We start from the raw sequence: 20970 nt of genomic DNA, 5'->3' as shown, positions 1-20970 counted from the left end.
CGGAATGACAATGAGGGTGCTCCCGCTACGCCCCGCCGATGAGAATGCCCGCCGCCAGCACCAGCCCACCGCCCAGCACGATCTGGAAGGCGGCGCGCAGGAAGGGCGTCTCCATGAAACGGTTCTGGATCCAGACGATGGCCCAGAGTTCGACGAAGACGACGATCAGCGCCACCGTCGTGGCCGTCCAGAAATGCGGGATGAGATAGGGCAGCGCGTGACCGAGCCCGCCCAATGCCGTCATCACACCCGAGGCCAGCCCGCGCTTCCAGGGCGCGCCGCGGCCCGAGAGCTTGCCGTCGTCATGGGCGGCCTCGGTGAAGCCCATCGAGATGCCGGCGCCGACCGAGGCCGAAAGGCCGATCAGGAAGGTGGTGTGCGGGTTCTGCGTGGCGAAGGCCGTGGCGAAGATCGGCGCCAGCGTCGAGACCGAGCCGTCCATCAGCCCGGCGAGGCCGGGCTGGACCCAGGTCAGGACGAACTGGCGCTTGGCAGCGAGGTCCTCGTCGGAGCGTGTCTCGCCGTCGAGCTTCTCGGCGGTCAGTGCCTGTGCCTTGGCCTGATGCCCGGCCTCGGCCGCGGCGAGTTCGCCCAAGAGCGTGCGCGTATCGACGTCGGTCGAGCGGCCCGCGGCGGCGACATAGAAGTCGCGGGCCTGACGCTCCATGTCCTCGGCTTCCGCGCGGATCTGATCGAGGCCGAGATTCTCGACGAGCCAGACGGGTTTGCGCGCGTAGAAATCGGCGACATGCTCGCGCCGGATCGGCAGGACGACGTTGCCGAAACGCTGCTGGTGCAGCGCCAGCAGGCGCTGACGGTGACCGTCCTCCTCCTGCGCCATACCGTCGAAAATCGCAGCCGAGGCGGGATAGGCCGTCCGCAGTGCCTGCGCGTAGATGGCGTAGATGCGGCCATCCTCCTCCTCGGAGGAGATCGCGAGAGCAAGGACCTCCTTTTCGGAAAGGTCGTCGAAGCGGCGCTTGCCGCTGAAGCCGGGCAGGGACAGGCGCGAGAGCATGGCACATCCATAAATTAGAATTATTCTAATCTAGGTAGCCTTCGGTCGCGAGACAAGGCCGGAAATGACAATGCCCGGCCTTGCGGCCGGGCATTGCATGATCGCTTCAGGATCCGTCGATCAGACGGTCAGTTTGCCGGCCTTTGCGGCGGCGTAGCGCTCGTTGACCTTGGTCCAGTTGACGGTGTTCCACCAACCCTTGAGGTAGTCGGCGCGGCGGTTCTGGTATTTCAGGTAATAGGCGTGCTCCCAGACGTCGTTGCCGAAGAGGGGCATCTGCTTGTCCATCAGCGGATTGTCCTGTCCGGGCTTGGAGACCATGGCGAGCTTGCCGTCGCTGCCGACCGTGACGAAAACCCAGCCCGAGCCGAAGACGCGCAGGCCGGCGGCCTCGAAATCGGTTTTGAACTTGTCGAAGCCGCCGAGATCCTTGGTGATCGCGGCGGCGACGTCGCCGGTGGGAGCGCCGCCGGCGCCGGGGCCCATGACCTCCCAGAACATGGTGTGGTTGGCATGGCCGCCGCCGGCGTTGCGGACTGCGGTGCGAACGGCCTCGGGCACCGACATCAGGTCGCCGAGCAGCTTGTTGAGCGGGGTCGAGCCGACGACGCCATGGTCCTTGGCGACGCCGTTGAGCCCGGCGACGAAGGCCGCGTGGTGGCGGGTGTAGTGGATGTCCATCGTCATGGCGTCGATATGTGGCTCGAGCGCGGCCGCCTCATAGGCGCGCTTGGGCAGCGAGAACGGGCCGGCCGGCGGGGCGGCCGGAGTGGCGGCCTGGGCCCAGACCTTGGGCGCGGCGGAGACCGCCAGGGCAGCGGCACCGAAGCCGATGAGCGAACGGCGGGAGAACGAAGTCGCGGACTGGGTCATGGTAACCTCCACTGGCCGATGGCTTGGGATTCGGCCTTGTCTTTGCACTATCCGATTAGGCCCTGCGCGGATGCGACGATCCGCACAAATTTTTGTGATCGGCCAAGGCGACGCATGAATCGTGCTTCCATGGTCGATCCCGGGCTCTGCTATCGCGATTGGCGCAGAGCTTGCTAAACCAGTTCAAATCGGGTGCGATCAGGACGGACTGCTTTCGCTCCCCTGGGGGAGGAACCCGGGACCTTCGCGCCGTCTCGCCGATCCAATGGAGAACGACCAATGACTGGAACGAGATTGGCCCTGGCGCTCGCTGCCTCCCTGACCGCGCTTTGTGCCGCGCAGGCGCAGGCCCCCAAGCAGGGCGGCACGGTACATGTCGTCGTCCAGCCCGAGCCGCCGATGCTGATGCAGGGGCTTAACCAGAATGGCCCGACCAACATGGTCGCCGGCAACATCTACGAGTCGCTGCTGCGCTATGACGAGAAGCTGCAGCCGCAGCCATCGCTCGCCAAGAGCTGGGAGATCTCGGCCGACGCCAAGGTCTACACCTTCAAGCTGCAGGAGGGCGTGACCTGGCATGACGGCAAGCCCTTCACCGCCGACGACGTGGTGTTCTCGCTCGACAAGTTCCTGCGCGAGGTGCATCCGCGCTGGCGCCCGATCGCCAACGGCCAGGTCGACAAGATCGAGAAGGTCGACGACCTCACGGTCAGGATCACGCTGAAGCAGCCCTTCGGCCCGCTGATCCTGTCGCAGGAGGTCGCCGGTGCGCCGATGATCCCCAAGCACATTTATGACGGCACCGACTACCGCGCCAACCCCGCCAACAATACGCCGATCGGCACCGGCCCGTTCAAGCTGAAGGAATGGAAGAAGGGATCCTACATCCACCTCGTCAAGAACGAGGCCTACTGGCAAAAGGGCAAGCCGCATCTCGACGAGGTCTATTGGCAGATCATTCCCGACGCAGCGGCCCGTGCGGTCGCCTACGAAACCGGCAAGATCGATGTTCTGACCGGCGGTTCGGTCGATGTCTACGACGTCGCGCGCCTGTCGAAGCTGCCCAATACCTGCGTCACCACCAAGGGCTGGGAGATGTTTGCACCCCATGCCTGGGTCACGCCCAATATCGCCAAGGGAGGCCCGCTCGCCAGCAAGCAGTTCCGCCAGGGCATGATGTTCGCGATCGACCGCGAATTCGGCAAGGACGTGGTCTGGGGCGGGCTCGGCAAGCTGCCGACCGGGCCTATATCGTCGAAGACGAAGTTCTATTCGGCCGATGTGCCGAAATACGGCTACGACGTCGCCAAGGCGAAGGAGTTGATCAAGGCCTCGGGCTACAAGGGCGAGCCGATCAAGCTCCTTGCGCTGCCCTATGGCGAGGTCTGGAGCCGCTGGGCCGAGGCGATCAAGCAGAACCTGACCGATGCCGGCGTCAACGTCGCGATCGAGACCACGGACGTGCCGGGCTGGACGCAGAAGGCCAGCAACGGCGATTTCGACCTGACCTTCAACTATCTCTACCAGCTCGGCGACCCGGCGACCGGCGTGGCGCGCAACTACATCTCGACCAACATCGTCAAGGGCAACCCCTTCGGCAATCAGGGCGCCTATGTGAACCCGGAGGTCGACAAGCTCTTCGCCGATGCGGCCGTCGCGCCGACCGATGCTGCGCGGCAGGAGCTTTATACGAAGGTGCAGAAGCTGCTGGCCGACGAGGTGCCGGTGCTCTGGCAGCTCGAAATGGACTTCCCGACGATCTATCGCTGCAACGTCAAGAACCTGGTGAGCTCGGCGATCGGCGTCAATGACGGCTTCAAGGACGCGTGGAAGGAGTGAGGCGGGCGCGCCAGGATCGCGAGGTGCGCTCCTTACATGATTGAACCGGAGCGCTTGATCACACTCTACCGTCATCCCGGACAAGCGGCGAAGCCGCGCCGATCCGGGATCCATCGGAGGGCGCTGCGCTCTACGATGGATCCCGGATCTCCGCTTCGCTGCGTCCGGGATGATGGCGCAGGTGTGACCGGGACCAGAGACTTTTCCTGATGAACCTCCCCCAATTCCTCGCAGGCCGGCTGGTCAAGGGCATCCTCGTGCTCTTCGCCATCGCGCTTTTGAACTTCTTCCTGATCCGGGCCGCGCCGGGCGATCCCGCGCAGGTGCTCGCCGGCGAGGCGGGGGCCGCGGATGCGCAGCTGCTTGAACAGCTGCGCCAGCGCTTCGGGCTCAACGAGCCGATCACGACGCAGCTCTGGCTCTATCTCAAGGGCTACATGACGTTCGATCTCGGCTTCAGCTATCGGCAGCAGCAGCCGGTGCTGACGCTGGTGCTCGACCGGCTGCCGGCGACGCTGCTGCTGACGGGCGCGGCTTTCGTGATTTCGCTCGGGCTCGGCGTGGTGATGGGGGCGCTCGCCGCCCGTCGGGCCGGGGGCTGGCGCGACAGCATCATCACAGCGCTTGCGCTTGTCTTCTATGCGACGCCGCTGTTCTGGATTGCGCTGATGAGCCAGATCCTGTTTTCGCTGAAGCTCGGGCTCGTGCCCAATGTCGGGTATGAGACGATCGGCGCCAATTATACCGGGCTCGCGCGGATGCTCGATATCGGCCACCACCTGATCCTGCCGGCGCTGACGCTGGGGCTGTTCTTCACCGCTCTCTACGCAAGGATGATGCGGGCCTCGATGCTGGAGGTCGCCGGTGCCGATTTCGTCAAGACGGCGCGCGCCAAGGGCCTTTCGCCGGCGATCGTCTCGCGCCGGCATGTCGCGCGCAACGCGATCCTGCCGGTCGTGACGCTAGCGGGACTGCAGGCGGGGCAACTCGTCGGCGGTGCGGTACTGACCGAGACCGTGTTCGCCTGGCCCGGCATCGGGCGGCTGATGTTCGATGCGCTGGTGCAGCGCGACTATTCGGTGTTGCTCGGCGTGTTCTTCATCTCCTCGGCGATGGTGGTCGGGTTCAACATCCTGACCGACCTGATCTATCGCCTGGCCGACCCGCGTATCGAGGCCGCGTGATGAACTTCCTCAAGCGCTTCGCCCGCAATCGCGGCGCCCTGATCGGGCTTGCCATCCTGCTGGTGGTGATCGTCTTCGCGCTGATCGCGCCGTCGCTTTATCCGCAATCGCCCTGGCGCATGGTCGGGCGGCCTTTCATGGCTCCCTTCGCGCTGGAGCGCTTTCCGCTCGGCACCGATACGCTGGGGCGCGACATCGCGGCCGGCATGGCCCATGGCGCGCGCGTCTCGCTGATGATCGGGCTGGTCTCGACGCTGGTGGCGCTGCTGATCGGCGTGCCGCTCGGCGCGGTCGCGGGCTATGGCGGCGGGCTGATCGATGACGCACTGATGCGCTTCACGGAGTTCTTTCAGACGATTCCGAGCTTTGCGCTCGCCATCGTGCTGGTCGCGATCCTGCAGCCGCAACTGGGCTCGATCGTGCTCGCCATCGGCGTCGTGTCGTGGCCGCCGGTGGCGCGGCTGGTGCGTGGCGAGGTTTTGTCGCTCAAGACGCGCGAATATGTCCAGGCGGCGGTGACGATCGGCCAGTCCACGCCGCGCATCATCTTCAGCCAGATCCTGCCCAACACCATCGCGCCGATCATCGTGATGGGCTCGCTGATGATCGGCTCGGCGATCCTGCTCGAATCCTCGCTGTCCTTCCTCGGGCTTGGCGATCCCAACCTCATGAGCTGGGGTTACATGGTCGGTGCCGGGCGGACGCGGCTGATCGATGCCTGGTGGATCAGCTTCTTCCCCGGCGTCGCGATCTTCCTGACGGTGCTGGCGCTGAACCTCGCTGGCGAAGGGCTGAACGATGCGCTGAACCCGCGCCTGGCAAGGGGGAGGGAGTGATGGCGCCGCCCGTCCTCGTCGTCGAGAACCTGACGCTCGCCCTGCCGGCGCTGGCCGACCGCGTCAACGCTGTCGAGGGCGTGTCGCTGACGATCGCTGCGGGGGAGACCCTGTGCATCGTCGGCGAATCCGGCTCGGGCAAGTCGATGATCGCGCACGCCGTGATGGGGCTATTGCCCAAGGCGGTGAAGCCCGCCGGCGGGGCGATCCGGCTCGCGGGGCGCGATCTGCTAGGGCTCACCGAGTCCGCCATGCAGGATGTGCGCGGCCGCGAGATCGGCATGATCTTCCAGGAGCCGATGACCTCGCTCAATCCGGTGATGCGGATCGAGGACCAGATCTTCGAGATGTTCGAGGCGCATGGGCTGCTCGACAAGGGACAAAGGCGGGCGCGGACGCTCGAACTGCTGACGGAGGTCGGGCTGCCCGATCCGGCGCGGCTGGCGCGGGCCTTTCCGCATGAATTGTCCGGCGGGCAGCGCCAGCGCGTGATGATCGCCATGGCGCTGGCGCTCGAACCCAAGCTCCTGATCGCCGACGAGCCGACCACGGCGCTCGACGTGACGACGCAGGCGCAGATCCTCAAGCTGATCGACAATCTGCGTCGCAAGCACGGTACGGCCGTGCTGTTCATCACCCATGATTTCGGCGTCGTCGCCGAGATCGCCGACCGCATCTGCGTGCTGCAGCAGGGCAAGGTTGTGGAGCAGGGCAGTGCCGACCAGGTGCTGTCGCGGCCGGCCGACTCCTATACGAAACGGTTGCTGGCGGCGGTGCCTTCGCTGACGCCACCTGAACGTGCGGCGCTGCCGGAGAGTCGGCCGGTGCTCGATGTCGCGGGCCTGAGCAAGGTCTACCGCAAGCGCTCCTTCTTCGGCGCCGGGCGCGAGGTCAGGGCAGCCGACGATGTCAGCTTCTCGCTCGCCAAGGGCGAGACGCTGGGGCTGGTCGGGGAATCGGGCTCGGGCAAGTCGACGGTCGGGCGCTGCTGCCTGCGGCTGATCGAGCCGAACAGCGGTCGGATCACGCTGAGCCATGCCGGCTCCGACGATATCGTCTTGAGCGACCTCGGGGCAGGCGCGCTGCGGCAGCACCGCAAGCGCATCCAGATGGTGTTCCAGGACCCGTTCGCCTCGCTCAATCCGCGCCAGACGGTGGGGCGGATCATCTCCGACGGGCCGGTTGCCCATGGCGTCGCGCGCGGCGTCGCGCTGGCAAAGGCGAAGGAACTGCTCGAACTGGTCGGGCTCTCTGCCAACGCGATCGATCGCTATCCGCACGAGTTCTCCGGCGGGCAGCGGCAGCGCATCGGCATCGCCCGGGCGCTGGCGCTGGAGCCCGACGTCCTGGTCGCCGACGAAGCGGTCTCGGCGCTCGATGTCTCCGTGCAGGCGCAGATCCTGACGCTGATCAAGGAGATCCAGCAGCGGCTCGGGCTCGCCATCCTGTTCGTGACGCATGATCTGCGCGTGGCGGCGCAGATCTGCGACCGGATCGCAGTGATGCAGCGCGGCCGCATCGTGGAAACGGGGCCGACGGCCGCCTTGTTCGCCGCGCCTCAGCATGAATACACGCAGGCCCTGCTCGCGGCCGTGCCGGGCGGCGCGCGGTTCGGGCATTGATTGTGGCGGTCGTCACACCCTCCGCCGTCATCCCGGACGTAGCGAAGCGGAGATCCGGGATCCATCGTAGAGCACCGTCGTGCCCTATGATGGATCCCGGATCGGCGCGGCTGACGCCGCTTGTCCGGGATGACGGCGTGGGTTTGGCGACGCTTTAAGATAACCCTCTTGCTCGGAGCCCGACCCATGCCTCTCGATCCCGCCCTGCGCGACAAGATTCTCGCTTCCGTCGAGGCCGGCTTTGCCGAGCAGATCGCCTTTACGCAGGAGCTGATCCGCTTTCCCTCGCTGCGCGGAGAGGAACATGCCTGTCAGGATTTCATCTTCCGGGAACTGAAGCTGCGCGGTTTCACCATGGACCGCTTCCCGATGGACCGGGCCGCGATTGCAGCGCATCCGGGCGGGGCGCCGTTTTCCGAGGCGCATTCGGAGGCGCCGATCGTCGTCGGCATCCACCATCCACGCGAGGAGACCGGCCGCTCGCTGATCCTGCAGGCGCATGTCGATGTCGTGCCGACCGGACCAGAAAGCCTGTGGACGCATCGGCCCTTCGATCCGGTGATCGAGGGTGACTGGCTCTATGGCCGGGGCGGGGCCGACATGAAGTGCGGCCAGGGCGCGAATTTCGCCTGCCTCGACGCGTTGAGGCGCATCGGGTTGCAACCGGCGGCGACGCTCTACCTGCAATCCGTGGTCGAGGAGGAATCGACCGGCAACGGCGCTCTGATGACGCATCTGCGCGGCTACAGGGCCGATGCCGTGCTGATTCCGGAGCCCGAGGAGGAGATGCTGGTGCGCGCCAATGTCGGCGTGCTCTGGTTCCAGGTCGAGGTGCGCGGCGTGCCGATGCATGTGCGCGAGATGGGGGGCGGCGCCAATGCGATCGACGGCGCGTATCGCGTCATCGCCGCCTTGCGGCAGCTGGAGGCGGAGCTCAACGCCGAGAAGGCCGGGCGCGAGCATTTCGACGCACTGGCGCATCCGATCAACCTGAACATCGGCAAGATCGAGGGCGGCGACTGGGCCTCGTCGGTGCCGTGCTGGTGCCGGATCGACTGCCGGATCAGCATGTATCCGGGCACGAGCGCCGAGACGCTGTCGCGGCGTATCGAGGATTGCGTGCGCGGCTTTGCCAGGCAAGACATGTTCCTCGCCAACAACCCGCCACAGATCACCTTCAACGGCTTCTATGCGGAGGGCTATGTGCTGGAGCCCGGCAGCGAGGCGGAGGCCGTGCTCGGGCGCGCGCATCAGGCGGCGGTCGGTGCGCCGCTCCAGAGCTTCATGACGGCGGGCTATATCGATACCCGCGTCTATGCGCTCTACGACAAGATTCCCGCTCTGTGCTACGGGCCGAAATCGGAGAACATCCACGCCTTCGACGAACGCTGCAGCCTCGCCTCACTGAAGAAGATCACAGGAGCGATGGCGCTGTTCGTGGCGGAATGGTGCGGGGTCGAGAGCATTTCGGCGTGAGGGTCCAACGGCGCCTCACGCCGAACCGTCGCTTCCCGCATCGCTACCCGCCCGATTCGGCATGACGGGATGGGACCGGCGGCGGGCATGATCGCATGATGTTCCAGACGTCCAATCGCTCGCTTCTCCTCATCCCGCTTCTCGGCCTGCTCTGGGGCTTCAACTGGCCGGCCGTCCGGATTTCGCTGGGCGAGATCGCACCCTGGACGCTGCGCGCCGGCGGCATGACCTTCGCCGGCCTGGTCCTTATCGCAGTTGCGCTGCTGAGCCGGCAGCCGCTTGGGGTGCCGTGGGCGCAATGGCCCCGGCTGTTGCTTGCCGGCTTTCTCTCGATCGCAGCCTTCAACGTGCTGTTGGCCTTCGCGCAGCTGGCGGCGCCGACCTCGCGCGCCGCGATCCTGACCTTCACCATGCCGATCTGGTCGACGCTGCTGGCCCGGCTCTGGCTCGGCGAACCGCTGGACCGGCGCAGGCTGATCGGGATCGGACTGGGGGCGGCCGGGCTCACCGCGCTGGGTGCGCCGCTGATCGCAGCCGGCAACCTTTCCCTCGGGCTGTGGCTTGCTCTCGTCGCCAGCGTGAGCTGGGCGCTGGGCACGATCGTCAGCAAGCGCTGGCCGGTCTCGGCCCCGGCCGTCACCGTCGCCGCCTGGCAGTTGCTGATCGGCGGCTGCGTCGCCGGGGTCGGTATGCTGGTGTTCGAGGGCGTGCCCGTCCCCAAGCCGCTGCAACCGCGCACGCTGGCGGCGCTAGGCTTTCATATCCTCGGTGCGCAGGCGCTGGCCTATTTCCTCTGGTTCAGCGTGATCGCGAGGCTGCCCGCAGGGATTGCCAGTCTCGGCACGCTGATGGTGCCGGCCGTCGGCGTGCTCGGCTCGGTCGTGCTGCTCGGCGAGCGGCCGCAATGGAGCGACTGGCTCGGGCTCGCGCTGGTGATCGCGGCCGCCGGTTCGATCATGCTTCCGGTCCGCTCTCGCCCGGTAAAAGCCGCTGCGATTTAACGCAATCGCCGGGCCGGCAGCCCCTGTTAACCGCAGCTTTACCGCGTTTTCGTAGGATCAGGGCAGAAAACCAGAACCGAGGAAGCCCCAACGCCATGCAAGCGCAGGCTCTGAGACTGCCGGCACCGGCTAATGAGGATGCGCCTGTCGATACCGCCGCCGCCAAGGCCGTGCGCGAGATCGCGGAGCGCTTCGGCAAGCTCGGCGTGGAAATCACCGATATCTCCGGTAGCATCGGCGATGTGACGCGCCAGCTCGAAGGCCAGACCGACGGGCTGCACAGCGTCGTCACGTCGGTCGAGCAGGTCTCGCGCGCCAACCAGGCGATCCAGCATTCGGCCGAGGATGCGCAGAGGACGGCCTCCGTGGTCAGGAGCGGGCTGGAGCGCGTCACCGGGGCGGTGAAGCTTGGCCTCAGTGCGGCACAGTCGGACATCGAGGCCTTGTCTCAAGGCGCGCAGTCGATTTCGAATGCGTTGACCGAGGCCGTGGGCACGGCCCAGAAGGTCAGGGCGGCCAGCGACGTCATCCAGTCGATCACCCGCGAGATCCAGCTCCTGTCGATCAATGCCGGCGTCGAGGCGGCGCGCAGCGGCGCGGCCGGGCGCGGCTTCGCGGTGATCGCGGCCGCGGTCAAGCATCTCGCCGAACAGACACGCGAGGCCACCGCGGTCAGCGCGAAGCAGCTGGAGGCGCTGGTCGACGCTGTCGACAATCTGGCGCGCAGCAGCGGCGACAATGCCGCCGCTGCACGTCGTGCCAGCGAGGAAAGCCAAGGTATCTCGCAGCATATAGGCGAACTCGACAGTTTCAGCCGGTCCGTGGTCGGGCTGATCGGGGATATCGACGCCATTTCCGGGCCGACGCGGGACAATGCGGTCGCCTTCGCCAAGGTCGGCGACGATCTCAAGGCGCTCGTCCTGGGCGTCGACATGTCGAGCGAAAACCTCGAACGCGCTTCGCGCCGAGCGGAATCCCTGGTCTCGATCAGCGAAGCGATCCTGGGCTCGATCGCGGCCTCCGGCGTTCGCACCGCCCAATCAGAGATGATCGCGACGGCGATGGAGACTGCGAGCACGATCGCGGCCCTGTTCGAGGATGCGCTGGCACGCGGCGAACTGACGAACGCCGATCTGTTCGACGAGGCTTACCGGCCGATCGCGGGCAGCGACCCAGTCCAGTACATGACCCGTTTCGTCGCCCTGACGGACCGCATCCTGCCGGCGATCCAGGAAAAGCTGCTCGCCTCGAACCGGCGCGTCGTGTTCTGCGCGGCCGTCGATCGCAACGGCTTCCTGCCGACGCATAATCTGAAATATTCGCAGGCTCAGGGGCATGATCCGGTCTGGAACAATGCCAATTGCCGCAACCGGCGCATCTTCGACGATCGCACGGGGCTGGCGGCAGCGCGAAACAAGAAGCCGTTCCTGCTGCAGACCTATCGCCGCGACATGGGGGGCGGGCAGTTTCTGGTGATGGAGGATCTGTCGGCACCGATCATGGTCAAGGGCCGGCACTGGGGCGGGTTCCGTTTCGGCCTCAGTGCCTGAGGCCGGGATTGACAGCCCTCGTCCTACGAAGTGTTCGCCAGAACGGGTGCTTTGGGCGGCAGTTGTCGTCGTGAGTTTTGCGCAGGTTCTGCGCTGTTGCGTCGCGTAAGGGTCGGTCCGCATCATGCATATTGCGCCGTCATTCCCGAATTTGTCGGTGCTGCTGATCGATGCCAGCCCGCACTACCGGCGCATTATCCGGACGATGCTCTATCAGGCACAGCTGCACCGCATCTTCGAGGCCTCGGACCTAGCCTCGGCCGCGACGATGTTCATCCAGAAGCAGCCCAATATCGTGATCCTCGACTGGGACCTGCCCGATGCCGGCAGCATGAAGTGCCTGGCCTCGATGCGCTCGTTCAAGACATCGCCTTTCGCCAAGGCACCGGTGCTTGTGATGATGGAACGGGCGGACCGCCGCTCGGTCGTCCACGCGGCCAAGTTAGGCGCGCATGAGATCATCACCAAGCCGATCTCGCCGAACAATCTGTGGCTGCATCTGTCGGGGATCATCAACATCCCGCGCAAATACAAGGAGCAGGGCGGCAGCATTTCTCTGGTTCCACGTGCCATCAGCAACAACATGTTCTGATACCCCCGACGGGGTCTGCAGCGCAGGCCGCGACGCAGTCGCGAGCAGAACTGCCATCTGACGAGACTGACCCGCCCTTAAGGTCGTCTTGACCAAGCGCGCCGCCAAAAAGCCTGAAACGTTGCGGCGATCCCGTTCGATTAGTGAAATTTTTACCAGTTTGCCGCGATGCTCTCTGAGCCAAATCATAGGTTCAGATATCGTGGTCATCACCGTCTCGCTTCCCCCCTTCCTCGGCCGTTCAGAGGCCGCAGCGTTCCGCAACCAGTTGCTGGTGGCTCTGGAGCAGAAGGAGAGCATTGCCGTCGAGTGCGCAGCGGCGGGTGCACTGCCCAGCCTCTGGATCCAGTTGCTCCATGCGGCCGCCACGAGCGCCAAGGCGCGCGGGCTTTCGGTCAGTCTCAAAGCGGCTTCCGAGGAATGCCGCAAATCCCTGCAGGCGATCGGCTTCGATCCCGCTCAAAGCGCCCTCGTTCTGGAGTGATCTGGATGAAAATCCTGGCTATCGACGACACCAAGACCCTGCTCAGCCTGCTTTGCCTGACACTGCGCAGCGCCGGGCACGAGGTGGCCGCCGCCGAGAACGGAGAAGAGGGCCTGACCACCTTCGACGAGTTCAAGCCCGACCTGGTGATCACCGACCTCAACATGCCCCTGATGGACGGGATCCAGTTCACCCGTGCCTGCCGTGCCCGGCCGGCGGGACAGAACACGCCGATCATCGTGCTCACCACCGAGAACGGCGCCGAGATCAAGGCGGAAGGCCGGAGGGCGGGGGCCAGTGCCTGGATGGTGAAACCATTCGAACCCCAGACCCTGCTCGGCCTCGTCGCGCGCTATCAGAACTGAGGCTGCATCCATGGATCCGTTGGCGGAACTGAAGCAGACCTTCTTCCAGGAGTGCGAGGAGCTTCTCGGCGCGCTCGAACTCAAGCTCCAGGCCCTCGACGAGGGCTCGACGGACTCCGAGGACGTCAACGCCGCCTTTCGTGCCATCCACTCGATCAAGGGTGGTGCGGGCGCCTTCGGCTGCACCGAGCTCGTGGCCTTCGCGCATGTCTTCGAGGCATCGCTCGACCATCTACGTTCGGGCCGCGTCGCCATCGCGGACGCGCCGTTCAGCCTGTTCCTGCGCTGCTCGGACGCGGTCGCCGACCTCGTTTCCGCCGCGCGCAACGACGAACCGGCCCGGCCACGCCCCGATCTGCTGGAAGCGCTCGAGCGGGTCGGCCAAGCCGATGCCCCCAAGCCCGCGATCGCGGCGCCGGAAGCCGTCAAACCTGCCCCGGCCAAAGCCGGTGCTGTCCAGCCCGAAGCGGCCAAGCCCGCCGCGAAGAAAGCCGCCCCCAAGCCCGCGCCGGCTTCCGCAGACGACGCGCCTCCGGGCCTCGCGGCTCTCGGCAACCTGCTCGCCATGGTCGAAGCCAAGGCCGGCGGCGCACCAGTCGCCGCCGACGACGGCTGGGACGACACGCCGGCCGTCAGCACGCCGCCGCTCAAGCCCGGCAACGACATCCGCCTGAGCATCCGGCCCGATAGCGATCTGTTCCGCCGCGTCATCGAGCCGCGCGCCGTCTTCGCCATCCTGCCGGCGGAGGACATCGTCTCGATCACCTGCGACCTGTCGCATGTGCCGCCGCTGGAGACGATCGACGTCACCGATTGCTGGATGCGATTCACCGTCCTGCTGCGCACGCAGATGTCGGTCGAGGAAGTCTACGGCAAATTCGACTTCACGCTGTCGAGCGAGGAATTCGAGGTCGAGTTGCTGGCCTCGGCTGCCAAGGACGACGCCTCTACGGTGTTCGAGGCCGAGCCCGCGCCGTCGGCCGATGTTTCCGAAGTTTCGCAGGACGTCGCGGCCGATCTGTCGGCCATCCTGGCCAGGCTTGGTCCGGCTCCTGCCGCCGCTGGCGAACCCGATATCGCACCTGCCGCGCCCGCGGCTCCGTCGCCGGCCATCGCGCGTCAGGCGCCGCGTCCTCCGGCCAATGATGCGGTGGCGGCGCGCCAGCGCCAGGCCGTCAGCGTACGCGTCGATCTCGAGCGTATCGACAAGCTGATGAATCTCGTCGGCGAGATCGTGATCACGCAGTCCATGCTGGTCGAATGCGTGCGCTCGCTGCCCTACGACATCTACGCCAAGACAGCCGAAGGCATCCTCACATTGTCGCGCCAGACGCGCGAACTGCAGGACCATGTCATGGCGGTGCGCGCGCAGCCGGTGAAAGCCGTGTTCCAGCGGATGCCGCGCCTGGTTAGGGAGCTCGCCCAGACGCTCGGCAAGGAAGTGCGCCTCGTGCTCGAAGGCGAGAACACCGAGGTCGACAAGACGATCATCGAGGAACTCGCCGATCCGCTGACCCACATGATCCGCAATTCGATGGATCACGGGCTGGAGACGCCGGAAGACCGCCTCGCCGCCGGCAAGCCGCCCGAGGGCGTGATCAAGCTGGTCGCCGAACATCGTGCCGGCCGCATCGTCATCTCCGTCACCGATGACGGGCGCGGGATCGGGCGCGAGAAACTGCTCGCCAAGGCGAAATCCCGCGGTCTCGTCGGAGCCGACGAGAAGCTCGCTCCCGAGGAGATCGACCAGCTGATCTTCGCCGCGGGTCTCTCGACTGCGGAGGTGATCAGCGACGTGTCGGGCCGCGGCGTCGGCATGGACGTGGTGCGCCGCAACGTGGAATCGCTCGGCGGACGCATCAGCGTCGACTCAGAGCCGGGCCGCGGTTGCAAGTTCACGCTCGCCCTGCCGCTGACGCTGGCCGTGCTCGAAGGCATGGTCATCCGCTGCGGCGACGACCGCTACGTCATCCCGATCGCCAGCGTGATCGAGACGCAGCATCTGGCCTCGACGCCGATCGAACACCTGACCTTCGGCCAGGAGGTCTTGCGCTGGCGCGGCGAGGTGACCCCGCTGCATCGGCTGGGCGCGGTGATGGGTTCGACCGGCACTCCCAACGAAAACATCATCATCATCGCCGAGACCGAGCGTGGCGACAATGTCGGCATCGCGGTCGACGAAATCGTCGGCCAGCAGCAGGTCGTGGTGAAGAGCCTCGAAGGCAATTACGGCACGGTCAACGGTGCCTCCGCCGCGACCATTCTCGGTGACGGTCTCGTCGCCCTGATCCTCGACGTCGACTCGATGCTTCGGCTGGCCGCAAGCAGCGAACGTTCCCCCGCTCCCGTACTGAAAATGGCTGGCTGATCATGACCCTTCAACTCGGCGAAAAGCATTTCTCGTCGGCGCAGCCGGAATCGGCGGTGCGCCGGATCGTGACCTTCAAGGTCGGCGACCGCACCTTCGGCATCGATGTCGGCATGGTCCGTGAGATCAAGGGCTGGCAGGCGACGACGCCGCTGCCGCACGCGGCTCCGCATGTCCGGGGCGTGCTGAACCTGCGCGGCGTCATTCTCGCGGTCTACGACCTGCGCACCTCGATCGGGCTCGGCCTGACCGACGCAACGGCGACCCATGTCATCGTCGTCGTCGATATCGAGGACAAGGTCGCCGGCCTGCTGGTCGACTCGGTCTCGGACATCGTCGACGTGCCGGTCAGCGCCGTACGGCCCGCGCCCGATCTGGAGCGCGACGAGCATGGGCTGATCGAGGGTCTCGTGCTGCTCGACACCGATATCGTGGCGCTGCTCGATCTCGCCGCGGTGATCCGCGATGGCGGAGTCGAGAGCCCGGCCAGGACCGCCCGCCCCAACTGAGTTCTCGTCACCTGCAGGCAAGGGTTGAGTTTTTGCATCAGGAAGAGCCTTACGTATCGAAAGAAATACAAGAAATATGGGCAGCTTCCTCGGTTCCCTTTCCCGATTGTCGGTCAGGCTGCCGCTCATGTTCGCGGGAGCCGCTCTGGCGGCAGGCGGCACGGTCGGCGCCTGCGTCTATCATGTCGCCCGGGGACGGTTCGACGCATTGACCCAGGTCCTTTCCAGGGCCGAGGTTGAAGGATTGTTCGCGGCGGCGCTGCCGCAGATGCTTGCGACGAGCGCGGCGGCGCTGACGCCGATCGTGCTGATCGGCTGGTTCGCCGGGCGCAGCATCCACAAGCCGATTTCCGACATGCGCGATGTCGTCGGGCGTATCGCCGATGGCGAGGACGCTGCAATCCCCGGCCTGTCGCGCGGCGACGAGATCGGCGAACTGGCGCGCGCGCTCAAGACCGTGCACGAGTCCGGCGTCGAGGCCATGCGCATCCGCACGGCGCTCGATGGTTGCCGCACCAATGTCATGGTCTGCGATGAGCGGGGCCGGGTGGTCTACGTCAACAGTGCCTTGCTGAAGTTCTTCACCGAGGCGCAGGACGATTTTCGTATCACCTTTCCGGGTTGCTCGGCCAAGGACATGCTTGGAAAGGTCATGGAGAGAGTGCAGCAGGAGCCTTGCGCCAGGCTGGCGGGCCAGAACGCGATCCGGTTTCCGCTCGCCAGGCGCACCGTTTCGCTGTCCCTGACGCCGGTGCTTCATGCGGACGGCCGCCGGCTCGGCACCGCTGTCGAATGGCTCGAACTCACCGATGAACTCGCCGCCGGTGCAGAGGTCGCCGAGATCGTCGCCGCGGCCGTCGAGGGCGATTTTTCGCGCCGCGTCACGACCGCAGGCAAGCCCGAGGCGCTGGCGCGTATCGCCGAGGGCATCAACAGCATCAACGCGCTGGTCGAAGATGCCGTCGGCGAATTCGCGGACGTTCTGGGCGGGCTCGCCGAGGGCGACCTGACGCAGCGCATGAGCGGCGATTATCGCGGCCGCTTCGCGCAGCTCAAGCAGAGCCTCAACGGCACGCTGGCGCATCTGGGCGAGACCGTCGCGACCATCCAGTCCACGGCCGGCAACGTTTCGCGCGCCGCGACCGAGATCAACGCAGGCGCCGGCGATCTGGCCAGCCGCACCGAACAGACGGCGGTCAATCTCGAGGAAACCGCAGCCACGACCGAAGAACTTGCGGCCTCCGTCAAGCAGAGCGCGGCCCGTTCGCGCGAGGCGACGGCGCTTGCCGGCGAGGCGGCGGACGTCGCCAGTGACGGCAAGGCCGTGGTTGCGCAGACGGTCGGTGCGATCGAGCGGATCGAGACGTCCTCGTCGCGGATTTCCGAGATCGTCGGCGTCATCGACGAGATCGCCTTCCAGACCAATCTGCTGGCGCTGAATGCGGCCGTGGAAGCGGCTCGGGCGGGCGATGCCGGCAAGGGCTTTGCCGTGGTCGCCTCCGAGGTGCGCGCGCTGGCGCAGCGTTCGAGCCAGGCCGCCAAGGACATCAAGGGGCTGATCGCCAGCTCCAACGAACAGGTGGGCGAAGGCGTCCGCTTCGTGCGCAGCACCGGCGAGGCGCTAGATCGCATCGTCGCGGCGGCCGGGAAAGTCTCGGCCACCGTGGTCGAGATTTCGTCGGCCGCCGCCGAGCAGGCGCATGGCATCGAGGAAATGAGCCGCACGGTCGCGCATATGGATGAGACGACGCAGCAGAATTCGGCGCTCGCCGAGCAAAGCGCGACGTCGGCCAGCGCGCTGATGGACGAGATTGCAACGCTGGAAACGCTGGTCGCCTTCTTCCGGACCGAGACGGCCTCGGCGTTCGGGGCCGGCCGCGGCGTCGGCGAACTGGCACGCGTGCAGCGCTTCGCCGCCGCCGAGTTGGCCGAACAGGCCCGCCCGGCGTCCCGCCGGACCGAAACGCGCCGGCCGGAGCCGGTTGTGGCTGCGTCGCGGCAGGAGCCGCGCCGGCGCGCCATCGCCGGCGGGCGCGCAGATAATTGGGCGGAGTTCTAATATTAATGTCGAGATCCAGTGCCATGCCCGCCCCCCAGGCCCTCGCCGACGCGACGTTGACGCGCGACGATATGGGGTTCATCGCCAAGCTCGTTTACGAGCAGGCCGGCATCGTCATCCGTGAACACAAGGAAGCGATGACGCGCGGGCGTTTGGCGCGTCGCGTCAAGGCGCTCGGTCTCGGTTCGGTCGCCGAGTACTGCGCCTATCTGAAGACGCCCGGTGCGGTTGACGAGATCCCCGAACTGATCAACGCCGTCACCACCAACCACACGGCGTTCTTCCGCGAGCGGCATCATTTCGACCATCTGCGCAAGGACGTGCTGCCGAGGCTGATCAGCGAGCGCAGCGGACGTCGCGGGCGCATCCGGATCTGGTCATCGGCCTGCTCGTCGGGCGAGGAGCCCTACAGCATCGCCGCGACCTCGCGCGACGTCATCGGATCGCGCAGCGACGTCGATTTCCGCATCCTGGCGACCGATATCGACACCGATATCTTGGATCGCGCGGAGGCCGGCCTCTATCCGGCGGAGCTGTTCGAGCGGTTGCCGCCGGATTTGAAGCCGCTGCTCAAATTCGACGGACCGGCCGGCCGAAGCGAGGTTCGCATCAGCGACGACCTGCGCCGGCTGATCGCCTTCAAGCGGCTGAACCTGATCGAGAAATGGCCGATGGGTGGGCCGTTCGACGTCGTTTTCTGCCGCAACGTCTTCATCTATTTCGATACGCAGACCAAGGCGTCGATCCTGGACCGGTTCGTGACCCTGCTGGCGCCGGGCGGATTCCTCTATCTCGGCCATTCGGAATCGCTCCCGCAGCCGCATCCGCAACTCCGGTTGATCGGCCGGACCATCTACGAGAGACTCCCATGAGCGTCGCCCGGTCCTCTCGCCGCTATTTCGACCCGCGCTTCGAAGCGACGATCATCACCGTCGCGCCGGGCGAACACGAGATCACTGCCGCCAAGGACGAGATCGTCGCCACCGTGCTTGGCTCCTGCATCTCGGTGTGTATGCGTGATCCGGTCGCCGGGGTCGGCGGCCTCAACCATTTCCTGCTGCCGAAGAACAATGGCGGCTCCGACACCAGCGCCGGCGAACGCTATGGCGACACCGCGATGGAAGTCCTGATCAACGGCCTGCTCAAGCGCGGTGCCAAGCGCAGCGGGCTCGAGGCCAAGGTCTTCGGGGGTGCGCGCGTCCTGTCTGGCGCGACGATGCTGGCGATCGGCGACGGCAACATCGCCTTCGTCACCGAATTCCTCAAGGTCGAAGGGATTCCCGTCGTCTCCCAGGATGTCGGCGGCACGCGCTCGCGGCGCATCCACTACCAGCCCTCGACCGGCCGCGCCTGGGTCCAGCACGTCCAGTCGACCTCGCGCGACAGCGGTCACGAGCAGGAAGTCGCGTATCTCAATCGTCTCAAGACCCAGCCCGTCGCCGGCGAAGTCGAGGTCTGGTGATGAGCACGCAAACCGCCTCCGCCAGCCCGGTCAAAGTCCTGGTCGTCGACGATTCCGTGCTGATGCAGAAACTGATGACGCAGATCATCAATTCCGCGCCGGGCTTCAAGGTCATTGGCGTCGCCGGCAGTGCCGAGGAAGGCTGGGATGCGATCCAGGAGCTACGGCCCGATGTGGTCACGCTCGACCTCGAACTGCCGGGCCGCCATGGTCTCAAGCTCCTGGCCCGGGTGCTGAAGCAGGATCCGTTGCCGGTGCTGATCGTCTCCGCCTTCGGAGGCCCCGGCGCCGACAATACGATCCAGGCACTGGAACTGGGCGCGATCGACTTCATCGAGAAGCCCGACGGCACCACGCACACGCTCGACAGCTTCATGAAGCATCTGGTCTCGGCGCTGTCGCGGGCCTCGGCCAGCCGTCGCATGTTCGCGGCCAGGCGCGAGACTGCCCCAGTGCGTCCAGTGATGGCCCGCGAGCCGTCGCGCGCGGCGGGCCGCCCTTCGCTGATCGCGATCGGCGCTTCGACCGGCGGCGTTCCGGCCGTGCAGGTGGTGATGCGCGACCTCGCCTATCTGCGTATCCCGATCGTCGTGGTCCAGCACATGCCGCCGGGCTATACGGCGAAGTTTGCGGCCCGACTTGCCAGCGCCACGGGCCTCGACTGCAAGGAGGCCGCCGATGGTGACCGGCTGAAGCCGGGCACGGCTGTGGTGGCTCCGGGCGGGCCACGGCATCTCGAAATCGAGGAGCGCCGCGGCGAACTGGTCTGCGTTTTGAAAGAGGGGCCGCTCGTCAGCGGTCACTCTCCATCGGTCGATGTGATGTTCCATTCGGTCGCCCGCAGCTTCGGCGCCCATGCGATCGGCGTGCTGCTGACGGGAATGGGTCGCGATGGCGCTGACGGTTTGTTAGCCATGCGAAAGGCAGGGGCCGAGACGTTAATCCAAAGTGGGGAAACCTGCGTGGTAAACGGGATGCCGAAAGCGGCGTTCGAGATCGGAGCCGCCGACCGGGTTGTCGCGCTCGACCAGATCGGCGCCGCCGTCGGCAATCTGATCGGCGAACGCCCCCATCTGCGCACCGCTTGAGGAGAGCGTGATGAAAGCGAGAAGCGAATACAGGATCCTTGTGGTCGATGACCAGAAGAGTATGCGCGGGCTCGCGACATACTTCCTGAAGCAGATCGAGTTCCAGGACATCGACGAGGCCGAGAACGCGCGCGAAGCCCTGATGAAGATGCAGAGCAAGCGCTACGATCTGCTGCTGCTCGACTGGAACATGGACGGCATGAGCGGCATCGACCTGCTGCGCGCGATCCGCTCGGTTCCCGAGCTGAACCAGATCAAGATCATCATGGCGACCTCCGAGCGTTCGGTGGACAAGATGGACGAGGCGACGACGAACGGCGCCGACCATTACGTCGTGAAGCCCTATGAGCTGCGCGACCTCGAAGTCCGGGTGAAGAAGGTTCTCGCCTGCTGATGTCCGGCGCGACCTGAGCGCCGTAGCTGTATTCTGCCTGCGGAAATCCTTGCGCCCCACTGCCATCGGCCGTGGGGCGCTTCCGTTTCCGGTTCGGGTCATGGACGACGGCATCTGCCAGTGCCGTGCACGCATAGTCAGAATTGCAGGTGGGCCGGGCGCCGGTCGCATGACGCCTGAATAGGCGGCTGGCACCGTTTTCGCTAAGGCTGCTCGCGCCGTGGCGGCTTGGCCCGACACTGGCCGTGTC

General features: G+C 66.1%; 19 protein-coding genes. 17 read left to right on the top strand and 2 right to left on the bottom strand.

From position 1 onward, the window contains the following. Nucleotides 1-25 precede the first annotated feature (25 nt). Complete coding sequence (gene mbfA, locus AXW83_RS10730; protein WP_066613208.1) at nt 26-1018, bottom strand: iron exporter MbfA; 993 nt, start codon at nt 1016-1018, stop codon at nt 26-28. A 120-nt stretch (nt 1019-1138) separates the two neighbouring features. Continuing rightward, nucleotides 1139-1891: a superoxide dismutase gene (locus tag AXW83_RS10725; protein ID WP_066613205.1), complete on the bottom strand. Its 753-nt coding sequence runs from the start codon at nt 1889-1891 to the stop codon at nt 1139-1141. Between the two features lie 279 nt (nt 1892-2170). Here AXW83_RS10725 and AXW83_RS10720 point away from each other — a divergent pair, with 279 nt between their 5' ends. The 17 genes from AXW83_RS10720 (at nt 2171) to AXW83_RS10640 (ending at nt 20720) form a co-directional block, all read left to right on the top strand. Beyond that, a complete protein-coding gene (locus AXW83_RS10720; protein WP_066613202.1) occupies nt 2171-3730 on the top strand; it encodes an ABC transporter substrate-binding protein in 1560 nt (519 codons plus the stop codon). Between the two features lie 209 nt (nt 3731-3939). Then, nucleotides 3940-4914, top strand: coding sequence for an ABC transporter permease (locus AXW83_RS10715; protein WP_066613199.1), 975 nt, complete (start codon nt 3940-3942; stop codon nt 4912-4914). Next, on the top strand, nt 4914-5750 hold the full coding sequence (locus AXW83_RS10710) for an ABC transporter permease (RefSeq protein ID WP_066613196.1): 837 nt from the start codon (nt 4914-4916) through the stop codon (nt 5748-5750). Before AXW83_RS10715 ends, AXW83_RS10710 begins: the two co-directional genes overlap by 1 nt. Continuing rightward, nucleotides 5750-7372: an ABC transporter ATP-binding protein gene (locus AXW83_RS10705; RefSeq protein WP_066613195.1), complete on the top strand. Its 1623-nt coding sequence runs from the start codon at nt 5750-5752 to the stop codon at nt 7370-7372. Before AXW83_RS10710 ends, AXW83_RS10705 begins: the two co-directional genes overlap by 1 nt. A gap of 186 nt (nt 7373-7558) precedes the next feature. Continuing rightward, nucleotides 7559-8848, top strand: coding sequence for an ArgE/DapE family deacylase (locus tag AXW83_RS10700; protein WP_066613194.1), 1290 nt, complete (start codon nt 7559-7561; stop codon nt 8846-8848). 95 nt (nt 8849-8943) lie between these two features. Next, nucleotides 8944-9849 (top strand): DMT family transporter, encoded by a 906-nt coding sequence (locus AXW83_RS10695; protein WP_066613193.1) that lies wholly within the window; start codon nt 8944-8946, stop codon nt 9847-9849. A 95-nt stretch (nt 9850-9944) separates the two neighbouring features. Further along, nucleotides 9945-11399 (top strand): methyl-accepting chemotaxis protein, encoded by a 1455-nt coding sequence (locus AXW83_RS10690; RefSeq protein ID WP_066613190.1) that lies wholly within the window; start codon nt 9945-9947, stop codon nt 11397-11399. Nucleotides 11400-11556: 157 nt separating this feature from the next. Then, nucleotides 11557-11991, top strand: coding sequence for a response regulator (locus AXW83_RS10685; protein WP_066613187.1), 435 nt, complete (start codon nt 11557-11559; stop codon nt 11989-11991). An 88-nt stretch (nt 11992-12079) separates the two neighbouring features. Next, nucleotides 12080-12475: an STAS domain-containing protein gene (locus AXW83_RS10680; protein ID WP_082767062.1), complete on the top strand. Its 396-nt coding sequence runs from the start codon at nt 12080-12082 to the stop codon at nt 12473-12475. 5 nt (nt 12476-12480) lie between these two features. Then, nucleotides 12481-12840, top strand: coding sequence for a response regulator (locus AXW83_RS10675; RefSeq protein ID WP_066620309.1), 360 nt, complete (start codon nt 12481-12483; stop codon nt 12838-12840). Nucleotides 12841-12850: 10 nt separating this feature from the next. Next, nucleotides 12851-15208: a chemotaxis protein CheA gene (locus AXW83_RS10670; RefSeq protein ID WP_066613183.1), complete on the top strand. Its 2358-nt coding sequence runs from the start codon at nt 12851-12853 to the stop codon at nt 15206-15208. 2 nt (nt 15209-15210) lie between these two features. Beyond that, the gene (locus AXW83_RS10665) at nt 15211-15717 is read left to right on the top strand and encodes a chemotaxis protein CheW (protein WP_066613180.1); all 507 of its coding nucleotides are present in this window, start codon (nt 15211-15213) and stop codon (nt 15715-15717) included. A 127-nt stretch (nt 15718-15844) separates the two neighbouring features. Next, a complete protein-coding gene (locus AXW83_RS10660; RefSeq protein ID WP_168166087.1) occupies nt 15845-17776 on the top strand; it encodes a methyl-accepting chemotaxis protein in 1932 nt (643 codons plus the stop codon). Between the two features lie 23 nt (nt 17777-17799). Then, nucleotides 17800-18648 carry a CheR family methyltransferase gene (locus AXW83_RS10655; RefSeq protein ID WP_066613174.1) on the top strand — a complete coding sequence of 283 codons (849 nt, stop codon included), beginning with the start codon at nt 17800-17802 and terminating at the stop codon, nt 18646-18648. Continuing rightward, the gene (locus AXW83_RS10650; RefSeq protein WP_066613170.1) at nt 18645-19238 is read left to right on the top strand and encodes a hypothetical protein; all 594 of its coding nucleotides are present in this window, start codon (nt 18645-18647) and stop codon (nt 19236-19238) included. The genes AXW83_RS10655 and AXW83_RS10650 overlap by 4 nt, the downstream gene beginning before the upstream one ends. Next, entirely contained in the window at nt 19238-20326 is a 1089-nt protein-coding gene (gene cheB / locus AXW83_RS10645) for a chemotaxis-specific protein-glutamate methyltransferase CheB (RefSeq protein ID WP_066613168.1), read from the top strand. The genes AXW83_RS10650 and cheB overlap by 1 nt, the downstream gene beginning before the upstream one ends. Before the next feature lie 10 nt (nt 20327-20336). Beyond that, entirely contained in the window at nt 20337-20720 is a 384-nt protein-coding gene (locus AXW83_RS10640; protein WP_056711844.1) for a response regulator, read from the top strand. Nucleotides 20721-20970: the final 250 nt, after the last annotated feature.

This window comes from Bosea sp. PAMC 26642, assembly GCF_001562255.1.
GTDB lineage: Bacteria > Pseudomonadota > Alphaproteobacteria > Rhizobiales > Beijerinckiaceae > Allobosea.
Note: the sequence above shows the minus strand (reverse complement) of the source record. Positions and strands in the feature narration are given on the sequence as shown.